This is a genomic window from Shinella pollutisoli, from assembly GCF_024609765.1.
Taxonomy (GTDB): domain Bacteria; phylum Pseudomonadota; class Alphaproteobacteria; order Rhizobiales; family Rhizobiaceae; genus Shinella; species Shinella pollutisoli.
Window position 1 is genome coordinate 1 of the sequence record NZ_JANFDG010000056.1, and the last position, 7,251, is coordinate 7,251.

Annotated in this window: 7 protein-coding genes and 1 pseudogene; 2 read left to right on the plus strand and 6 right to left on the minus strand. The window is 57.6% G+C overall.

The genetic code is table 11. From position 1 onward, the window contains the following. Positions 1-157 precede the first annotated feature (157 nt). Positions 158-1,050 (plus strand): annotated as a pseudogene (locus tag NNZ72_RS25135) (IS481 family transposase); the annotation flags it as partial. Here NNZ72_RS25135 and NNZ72_RS25140 read toward each other — a convergent pair. The 5 genes from NNZ72_RS25140 to NNZ72_RS25160 all read right to left on the minus strand — a co-directional run bounded on the left by NNZ72_RS25140 (position 1,007) and on the right by NNZ72_RS25160 (position 5,758). After that, entirely contained in the window at positions 1,007-1,411 is a 405-nt protein-coding gene (locus tag NNZ72_RS25140; protein WP_257318430.1) for a hypothetical protein, read from the minus strand. The pseudogene NNZ72_RS25135 and the gene NNZ72_RS25140 overlap by 44 nt on opposite strands. Positions 1,412-1,467: 56 nt before the next feature. Then, positions 1,468-1,707 (minus strand): hypothetical protein, encoded by a 240-nt coding sequence (locus tag NNZ72_RS25145; protein WP_257318424.1) that lies wholly within the window; start codon positions 1,705-1,707, stop codon positions 1,468-1,470. Positions 1,708-3,396: 1,689 nt separating this feature from the next. After that, entirely contained in the window at positions 3,397-4,326 is a 930-nt protein-coding gene (locus NNZ72_RS25150) for a PcfJ domain-containing protein (RefSeq protein WP_257318425.1), read from the minus strand. Beyond that, positions 4,323-5,225, minus strand: coding sequence for a nucleotidyl transferase AbiEii/AbiGii toxin family protein (locus NNZ72_RS25155; protein ID WP_257318426.1), 903 nt, complete (start codon positions 5,223-5,225; stop codon positions 4,323-4,325). Before NNZ72_RS25155 ends, NNZ72_RS25150 begins: the two co-directional genes overlap by 4 nt. Positions 5,226-5,419: 194 nt before the next feature. Beyond that, the gene (locus NNZ72_RS25160) at positions 5,420-5,758 is read right to left on the minus strand and encodes a hypothetical protein (RefSeq protein ID WP_257318427.1); all 339 of its coding nucleotides are present in this window, start codon (positions 5,756-5,758) and stop codon (positions 5,420-5,422) included. A gap of 241 nt (positions 5,759-5,999) precedes the next feature. Here NNZ72_RS25160 and NNZ72_RS25165 point away from each other — a divergent pair, with 241 nt between their 5' ends. Next, positions 6,000-6,557 carry a thermonuclease family protein gene (locus tag NNZ72_RS25165; protein WP_257318428.1) on the plus strand — a complete coding sequence of 186 codons (558 nt, stop codon included), beginning with the start codon at positions 6,000-6,002 and terminating at the stop codon, positions 6,555-6,557. A 105-nt stretch (positions 6,558-6,662) separates the two neighbouring features. On the opposite strand, the gene NNZ72_RS25170 is transcribed toward NNZ72_RS25165, so the two are convergent. Next, complete coding sequence (locus NNZ72_RS25170) at positions 6,663-7,049, minus strand: hypothetical protein (protein ID WP_257318429.1); 387 nt, start codon at positions 7,047-7,049, stop codon at positions 6,663-6,665. Positions 7,050-7,251 lie beyond the last annotated feature (202 nt).

The window sequence follows — 7,251 nt, forward strand, 5'->3', positions numbered from 1 at the left end:
TAAAAAGCAGTCTTGAATCACGCTTCTGCTGATTTGGGAATCCACTTTGTCAACAGGACCTAGTATGTTGTCGGGTTTAATGTCTCTATGAACTGTAGAAAAGTAGGGACCTTCGAGACATCCTTGTTTTTGACTTTCGATCACAAGGATAATCGCGATGATGACATTCCGACGGGAAGTTTCACATAAGCTGCGCGTTCTTCAACATGCCGAGCGTCACGGTGACGTATCGCAAACCTGCCGCTATTTCGGTATTGGCAGAGCCAGTTTCTATCGATGGAAATCGGCTTTCGAGCGCTATGGCGAGGCCGGGCTTGAGAACCGATCCTCCGCACCAAAAAATCCCGCTAACCAGAAGCCTGCAGAAATCATCGAGAAAGTCTTGCATCTGCGCACCAGATATCATCTCGGCCCGATGCGCATTTCCTGGTATATGAGCCGGTACCATGCCATCACCATCTCTGACGCCTGCATCTATAGAATTCTGAAGCGGAACGGGCTTAGTCGGCTTCCGGCGGTACGCGTGTTAGGAAAATCCATACCCAGAGATACGAGCAGCGCGTGCCGGGGCATCAGATACAGGTCGACGTAAAATTCCTGAAATTTGAAGGCGTTGACGGCAAGGTCGTCAAGCGCTTCCAATACACGGCAATCGACGATGCCACCCGCATCCGGGCCTTGAAGGTCTATGATCGCCACACCCAGGCCAACGCCATAGACTTCATCGACACCGTAATCGCCAAATTCCCGTTCCGCATTCGCGAAGTGCGCACCGATAATGGGCACGAGTTCCAGGCCAAATTCCACTGGCACGTCGAAGACCAGGGCATCCGGCACGCCTATATCAAGCCAGCGTCGCCCCAACTAAATGGAAAAGTCGAACGGTCACACCGCACTGATGATCAAGAGTTCTACCAGCTTTTGTCATATACAGACGACACCGACCTCGTTCAAAAGCTCAGCGAATGGGAGAGGTTCTACAACCTTGCAAGGCCGCATGGCGCTTTCAATGGAAAGGCACCTTACGAAATCCTCCGCGAACGCCTTCAGCCCTCATTTCCCGCCATGAGCGGATCGCATCGGGAAGCGCGTTGCGGACGAATTTGGCTTGCGAGAACACGCTTCTCGACACATGCTTGTAGTATTCATCGACCCCGTCCGTCAGGCCGTCACGCTCGTCGATGATGAACTCGACGAGGTCCTCGCTTTCGGCAAGGAACACCCAGGCGTAAATCGCTGCGCTGCCAGCGCCGTTGGTGAACGAATTTCTGTATGAAAACCGGAAGTACCATTCCGCTTTTCCACACTCACCGTATAGGCCAGTGCCATCGGCGCCTGCGACGGGCGCATGCTCGACGCAGTACACTGGAAATGTCTTACCGCACGGTAGGTTATCTCTGCTGACCTTCATATCTTTCTTCCTTTTTTCTGACGTGTCCGGTTTCGGTCCTTGTAAAGCGACCATCGTCAGGCGGCATGGTAGTCGTCGTCCTCATCCTGCGACTGGGCGTAGAACTCGCGGATGTACTCCCGGATTACCTTCTCGTCCGCGCCGCGAGGCACGTGGCCGTTTCGGTACTGGTGATAGTAGCTGCCGCAATCCTCGCGGACTTCGATCTCAGTGAAACGACGGCGGTTTAACGTGACGTTTGCTACTTCGCTGGCGATGAACGTCTGGTGGCCGATCGTAAAGTTGAAGTTCCTCATGTCTTTCTTCCTTTGTTTCTGGTGCGCCCGGTTTCAGGCACGGGGTCGTTTGTTGCTCGCTACCGCGACCGGGTTTCCCCGGCTTCACTCCCGGCCATCCGGACGACAATCAGGGTCGACGGATCGACGAACGGGGGCTCGCACGTCCCCAACGAGACGGGCTTTGCCAGAGAGACCCGGTTGCTGGAGCTTACGACTGGTTCATCTGCCTCTTCCCTTTTCAGAGTAGCACCAGGGTTTTGGACCGGTGGCGAGCGGAGCTTGCTGTTCCCTATACACAAAGCATGGCGCATTCCAAGCATTGATACAATCAAATAAAAGCAAAAAAATGCATAATCTTTCGATTTCGCGCAATCAAGACTTAAGCTCATTAAATTTGTAAAAGATATCTTTTCGAGCGACGGGAAGAAATATTTAAGAATTCGTATCTTACACTACAAATTCGAGTTCGTTAAATTCTCCGAACGAGTTCTTTAATTTCCGGAGATCGCCGATTGCGAAGGGTAGTTCTCGCGTGCGCGCGCAAGGCGACGTCGAGTACTACAAGAGTCCCAACGTCTGGGACTCTTGTGCATGTCTGCCGATACGGTCCATGTCGAGAGAAGACGCCGACAGGCCGTCCTCGAGCGCTGCCCGGAGATGGTGCGGAATCATGCTGGATGTCAGGAGAGGACCGGGGAACAGGTAGCGGCGTGTCTCGGCAGTGCCTCAATCACGTTTTTCGACAGTCCTGGTCTGTTTGCTCCATTCGCCAACGTCGTTCCCCAACGAGTCTGTTCAGGAAAATCCTTGGCGGCCAGCGAAAAGCGACAAGGGAATAACGAGAAGGCTAACCGTTATACTAGAAGTTATTTTCCTAGTATAACTCCCCTCGATTGACAGATGTCGTCTGGATAATCCTTTGAGGAAATTATTTCCAGTTAGGAATCCGGGCGTGAAAAAGGACGCGTCCTCTATTGAAACAGCGCGCCCTTCCAAGGAAGACTAAGTTTCAGCCCAGTCGTACTCGACCATTAGTATGCTGGCCGTCGCAGAAAGTGCCAATGGGAGACCCCGACCGTGACCGGCCATCGGGGTCTTGAATTATCAACGGATGACGGCTGGGCTACATGTCGCGTTGGCGACGTCGAGCCGCCATTGCGCCTCCTGCCCCTGATCCAGGCGGACTCAGGTCCGTAAACCGGAATCATCCTCTGCATGCCGCCGCCTCCGAGCGCGGGGAGATAGCACGGTGTCTCCCAGTCAATCTGGAGGCGTTCCTCATGGTCTGAGGCTTTGAGCATGGCGAGATCCTCGGCGATATCGTCCCAGTCGAGGATGGGATCGTCGTAAGCGTCAGTCGCCATCGTAGACCGCCCATCCGGACTCATCGACCGTGATCCGGCGAGCAGCCGCGATCGCCTTGCGACGGCGACGAACGGTCTCTCGCTGGTGCGGATCGCCAGGCACTCGGCGGTCGAAGGGGATGATCCCCGCACGTTGCGCCCGTGCGATAGATAGGTCTCGAGACCGCGAAGATACGGCTGCACGAGGGCGTGCTCGGCAGCGTCGAGGTCCGGAAGGCATTTGAGGGGCGCCTCGCGTTGATTTCCGTGATGTCCATGTCCGTTCCCCTCATCCCGCCCTTGATGGGCGGTTATGTCGATATTGGTGCGCGGCTTCCGCCGGCGCGAATCGCCGGCGGAAATGTCATCGTTCTCGGCGACGGACAGGTTCGAGCCCCTCGAGAACCCGGAGCGCCTCGGGGCCGTATCCGCCATATCTTCCGACGGCAGCTTCCTCGTAGCCTCGCCAGCCCTGTTCCGCCACATACTTCGACAACAGGTCCACGACCGCCGACGTCGGATCGTCGTTGCCGGGGCCGCGGAACTGCCTCACCACGTCGCCACGGATTTCTAGCGTCGCCAGCGGCGTGCCGTTCGGGTTTCGGACGGACAAAAGACGGTATCCGGGTTCCCGAAGGATGCAGTCGTAGCCGCCGTGGCCGACACAGTGCCGCATGCGGACACCCTCGACGCGCAGCGCGTTCGGGGTCAGGAGACGGACGAGGACGTGCCCGACCCCGAGGTCCGCGATCTCCATTTCATCGTCAGGAGCGGGTTGCGGATCAGGGTCGTCGAGTGGAATACCGCCTCGGTCGAGGAGCCAATTCGGTGGCTGGTTCCCAAGTCCCTTGTCGGCCTCGTTGGCGAGCTGACACAGGCTGCCGCACTTCAGCAGCTTCCGTGGTTCTCCCTGCTCGTTTACGTTAAACAGCCATGGCGCATTGGTTGCGGTCGCGTAGATGAGCCAGTCCGTGACGTGCGAGACATTTGTGGCGTGCCAATGGAAATAGAGCGCTGCCCGCCGTTCCCATTTGCGCCGGAGGATTTCGTCCGCCGTGCCGCCGCGAATGGGCCATCCGTCGATCTGGTGCCAGCGTGGGTCATCGCTGCGATCGGCCGGATCGATCATGATCTCCGGATCGATGCGATCCTGCGCGATCCAGTCCTTCATGAAGAGCCGACCCAGACCTGGAGAAATAAGCTGCCGGACTTGGTAGTGTCGGTCAGGTATGTCGAGTTCAACCGTGAACGCGGCCAGGGCATAAGGCCATTCAGGGTGTGAACGCGGTTTCATGCCGACATCCTCACCACGTCCGAGGCCTGCCGTGGAACCGCGAAGGGCCGATGCTGCAGACTGAGTTCGTCCTGCACCTCAGACCAGAGGTATGCCGCATCGACCCACGCGCTGAATATCGACAGGGTGGTCTTGCCCGCCGCCCGGTGCTTTTCCCACGAAGCCTCGAGACGGCTGATCCGGGGCCACTCAAGCGTCTCCGGAAGCGTGCCGAGATCGAGCCCGCGATGCTTGCAGACCCGGACCACCTCCCTTGCGACATCGCCGCAGTCGACACCGTCCCAAAGGCGCTCGTCGATGATGTCGGCCAAGTGCCGGATACGGAAGTCGGTCTCGGACTGGAGAGCGACGGCAAGGAGCTTCTCGGCGGCAGCGACCTCGAGCGGCTGCACCGCAATGATCAGCGGCGGGAGCATGTCGATCAGCGACGGGATTTCGGCGACCTCGATCGCTCGGGCGAATGCCTGCGGTCCGCGGGCGACGGTCATGTCGATGGTCGTGTTGGCCAGGACACCGCCGACCGTGCCGCGGATGATCCACCGCTGGACCGGTTCGCCGTGGCCGACGTCTATTTCCGTCGGCTCCCCGGAGAAGGTCAGAATTCGGATGCCTTCGCGCTCCAGAATCGGACCGATGATCCGCATACCTTTTACGAACTCGTGTGGCAGATAGTGCCGTACGGTCACTATGTCGGCATCCCGGGTTTCCCTGACGGTCTGGTCGAAGAGCTGTCCGCCCTTCAGCAGGATCGGCGCCGGACCCATGCCTACCGACCAGTACCGGAGCACACCCTCGACGAGCGTACGGCCCGCCGCCATGTCAATGTCGAGATTGTGCGCCGCTACGGCCTGCTTCAGCCTCGTGCCAACGCTTTCGAATATTCCTGAAACCCTTGCCATTTCGATCCCCTCAGATGCTTTGTTGGCTGAAGGGATCATGGTGACCGGCGATGCAAGAGACAAAGTAACGCCGTGATTTTACGATGCTACGATTCGAAAATGAGGAGTAATGGGGGGAAATCGAGGTAACTGGCTCTCAGAAAACCGTCTGGGAGGCCGTAGAAGACCGAAACGGAACTCGCGGGTACTTTAGGTCATGGCTTTTTCGTCGGTATTGACCTGTAGCTGCGGCGTTTGAAGAGGCGCTGTTGGAGGGCGGAGTAGCACTTCCCCCGGTTCAGACCGCGAATTTCCACGAGGTGATCCAGAGCAACGGCCAGTATGCGGTCGAAGACCTTGGTCTCAGCCTCCGAGACAGGACGGCCAGCCTTTGTCGCCCGGACGTTCCGCTTGGTCGCCGCCTGTATCGCCGCCGACAGCGCCTCGTCAACGATATGCGGCTGCATCGGTTTTCCTTCCGCTTTCCGGTTCGCCCTCGTGTTGTTCGACAGCTCTCTCCGCCTTGCCGTCGTCTTGTAAAAACCCTGTGCCATCGGCCACTCCCCGGTAACGCCGTGAATACCCCCGATGTAACGGCGTGACGATGCAAGAGACCAACGCCGATGACGGACCCGGTCCGGCCACGACATCCAGCAATGTCGACAATATGAAACGGAACAACCGTTTATGTCGCATGTGTGAGACATTGCGAGATCGATAGAATCTTCTGCAACTCGCTACCTGAAACTCAACCTCTCCGGGATATCTTGGCGGTCACTACGATTAGGAGGCGGCATGTCGTTTGGAAAACTTGTTACCTTGGCGATGCTTTCCGCCTTTTCGGCCGGTGCAGGCTACAGTTACGTCGCCGAGAAACACGGCCTGCCGTTGCCTGGCGTGGCAGTGTCACGCGAGACGGCATCGACGACCAAAATCGAGACCGTATCGCCGTCCGTCCAGCTCATCAAAACGTCGCCGTCGACCTCGCACGTGCAGCCGGCGGACTTCACACCGTATACGCTCTGCTCGGATGCGATCCGCATACACTGCGTCGTCGATGGCGACACGCTCTGGCACAACGGTACGAAAATCCGCGTCGCCGATATCGACACGCCCGAGATAAGCAAACCGAAATGCTCCTCCGAGGCAGCACGGGGTGCGAAGGCGACCCGGCGTTTCCTGGAACTGGTGAACGCAGGACCGGTCGAATTCCAGGCATGGCCCGGCAGAGACGAAGACAAGTATGGCCGCAAGCTTCGCGTGCTGGTTCGTGACGGCAGGTCGTTGGGCGATATCCTCGTCTCGGAGGGGCTGGCAAGGACCTGGAGCGGTCGGCGACAGCCGTGGTGCTGATGGGACTTTCATGTCCCATTCTCAATTCAAGATGATGTAAGCCATTGAAATCGGCTCGTTTCAGTAGACAAGCGGGATTTCGCACCGATCTACTGAAATGGCGGTTCAGGCTGCGTTGCCGACGAATCTCAGGAGCTTCGGTCGGAGTTGACCGGATTTCGCGCGGGCTTTGATGGTCAACGGCGCACCGACTTGGTCACGGAACACGGTCCGGAGATAGGCTTCGATCGCTTCCGCCCCAGGCGCTCCGCTTGCCAGGAGTATAATAGCGGCATCGGCCAGTGCGTCTCGCGTCGTCTCCGCGTCGAACTTGATGCTCCCGCCCTCGGCACGCTGCTTCAGGGCCGCCCGGCGCTCCGCTTGCTTCTTCGCCTTATACGCCTTCCGCTCTTCGTCGGGCAGGTCGCGGATCGCCGTCTTCGCTGGCTGCGGCACGGTCACACCGTCCGGTAGGAGTTCCTTCAGCATCTCGACCGTCAAACTCGCTTTCATGTCATCCCCTCCGTTCTACAGGTAGCAATAAATTAATGTTCTACATGTAGAATTATGCTTGTCGATGGAATATAGAGCAAGCCTCTTACGCAACTATTTATTCTACATGTAGAACACGATTTAAAAATGAGCTGGCGCACTAGGTCCTGTTGACAAAGTGGATTCCCAAATCAGCAGAAGCGTGATTCAAGACTGCTTTTTA

What these genes read in the sequence shown, in the direction of transcription:
- NNZ72_RS25140 (WP_257318430.1), bottom strand. Translation starts at nt 1,411, where the DNA reads ATGAAGGTCAGCAGAGATAACCTACCGTGCGGTAAGACATTTCCAGTG.
- NNZ72_RS25145 (WP_257318424.1), bottom strand. Translation starts at nt 1,707, where the DNA reads ATGAGGAACTTCAACTTTACGATCGGCCACCAGACGTTCATCGCCAGC.
- NNZ72_RS25150 (WP_257318425.1), bottom strand. Translation starts at nt 4,326, where the DNA reads ATGAAACCGCGTTCACACCCTGAATGGCCTTATGCCCTGGCCGCGTTC.
- NNZ72_RS25155 (WP_257318426.1), bottom strand. Translation starts at nt 5,225, where the DNA reads ATGGCAAGGGTTTCAGGAATATTCGAAAGCGTTGGCACGAGGCTGAAG.
- NNZ72_RS25160 (WP_257318427.1), bottom strand. Translation starts at nt 5,758, where the DNA reads ATGGCACAGGGTTTTTACAAGACGACGGCAAGGCGGAGAGAGCTGTCG.
- NNZ72_RS25165 (WP_257318428.1), top strand. Translation starts at nt 6,000, where the DNA reads ATGTCGTTTGGAAAACTTGTTACCTTGGCGATGCTTTCCGCCTTTTCG.
- NNZ72_RS25170 (WP_257318429.1), bottom strand. Translation starts at nt 7,049, where the DNA reads ATGAAAGCGAGTTTGACGGTCGAGATGCTGAAGGAACTCCTACCGGAC.